Origin of the sequence: Kitasatospora sp. NPDC057512, assembly GCF_042802135.1 — a bacterium.
In the GTDB taxonomy this organism is placed as follows: Bacteria; Actinomycetota; Actinomycetes; order Streptomycetales; family Streptomycetaceae; genus Kitasatospora.
This window is the reverse complement of the sequence record NZ_JBHVET010001207.1, coordinates 1-1,437: the sequence shown is the minus strand read 5'-3', so window position 1 is coordinate 1,437 and position 1,437 is coordinate 1. Positions and strand designations below refer to the sequence as shown.

Sequence of the window (1,437 nt, the reverse complement as noted above, 5' to 3'; positions counted from 1 at the left end):
ACCCGATGATCGGGTGGGACGCTCACGGCGTTCGTCCGGAGGCGAAGCGGTGTCGGCCCCATCCCGGGCCGCCGGGGGAGGAACAGGTGACCGTGCTGTGAGGGGATTCCCGAAGTCGCGGGAGGGGGTGGTCCTGCTGGCGGGCCTCCTGCTGATCGTCGGCGTGACCGGTTACCTGAAGCTCAGGCCCGGAGGGCCGGAGGCGAAGGACTACGTGGGCCGGTGGGTCGCGCGGGACGAGGTGATCGAGCTGCGGGAGGGCGGGACGCTCGGGGAGGTGCGGCTCGACGGCTACTTCTGTTTGAAGGAGTCCGCGGCGAGTGGCGATCCGCTCGGCGAGTACCGGGGGAGCTGGAAGATCGGGAGCGTCGACGACGCAGGTTCGGGGGTTTTCGTGACCCTGCGGAACTACAGCCGTGGGCAGGACTGTCAGATCTACCTGCAGGAAGAACGGAACGGGCAGGTGACCGCCCTGGGCGCTCGGCCGCGTGGGAATGTGGATCGTACGTTCGTGAGGGCGTAGTTCGCCCGTAGTCGATCCGGCAGGCCGAGAAGACCGGGGCCGTCCGGTCGGCGGCGCCATGGCGAGGTCTTGAGCAATGCGCATGGGGGGGATGGGTCACGTGGTGGGACGTTCCATGAGGTTGAGCGCTGTTCTCGTGGGTCTGGTGTGTGCTGCCAGTGCGTGTACCGGGGGTGGGGCCGGAGGGGTGGCCAGCAAGGGTGCCACGTCGGCGCCCGTGGTCCGGCCGGTGTTTGCGGAGAGCTCAAAGCAGGTGATCCTGCGGACGGCGAAGGAGAACGGGACGGCGCCGGCGGGTGACCGGTTCACGCTGGTCGAGTACGACGGCGGGTACGGGCCGGAGCTGATCTGGCAGGCGGAGCGGACCGGGGGTCTGTGCGCCGCGTCGGAGTCCGTCACGGCGGGTTGGTGCGAGACGGTGGAGGAGACCTCCGGGCGGCGGGTTCCGAGCGTCGGCGTCTTCATGGACCCGGGGCTGCGCGAACGTGACGGGGAGGCGTCGTGGGTGGTGCGGGTGATGGCCAGCGGTGAGACGATCGATGGTCTGTCGTGCCAGGGAAGGGACTTCCCGGTCCGCCAGGTGTACGTGGTCGACCTGGCCGGGGCCCGACGCACCGTCTACACCGCCTCGATCCCGAGGAATCTCCAGGGGGAGTACCGGGTGTCCGTCCGGCGGGACGGGAAGCCGGGCGAGGAACGTCTCGACCTCGGCTTCGAGAAGGGCCGTGTCGTGCAGTGCTGAGGGGCCGGCCGCCGCTGGCTCGGTGCACGGGCGGCTTCCACCCGGCCGACGGCGTGAAGAGCCCGAGCCGCGGGATCGATGCGGACCACACGGGCCCGGGCTCGCTCACGGTGTACGTCCTGGCGACCAGGCCGTGGCGTCCCAAGGGTGCCGGTTCGGGTCGACCGGAGAC

2 protein-coding genes are annotated in these 1,437 nt (G+C 70.4%); both read left to right on the top strand.

Translation table 11 applies throughout. From position 1 onward, the window contains the following. Positions 1 to 523, top strand: a 523-nt coding sequence (locus ACFU6K_RS38955) for a hypothetical protein (RefSeq protein WP_380671401.1), incomplete at its 5' end; no start/stop codon positions are given. 187 nt (positions 524 to 710) lie between these two features. Further along, the gene (locus ACFU6K_RS38950; protein WP_380671399.1) at positions 711 to 1,265 is read left to right on the top strand and encodes a hypothetical protein; all 555 of its coding nucleotides are present in this window, start codon (positions 711 to 713) and stop codon (positions 1,263 to 1,265) included. Positions 1,266 to 1,437 lie beyond the last annotated feature (172 nt).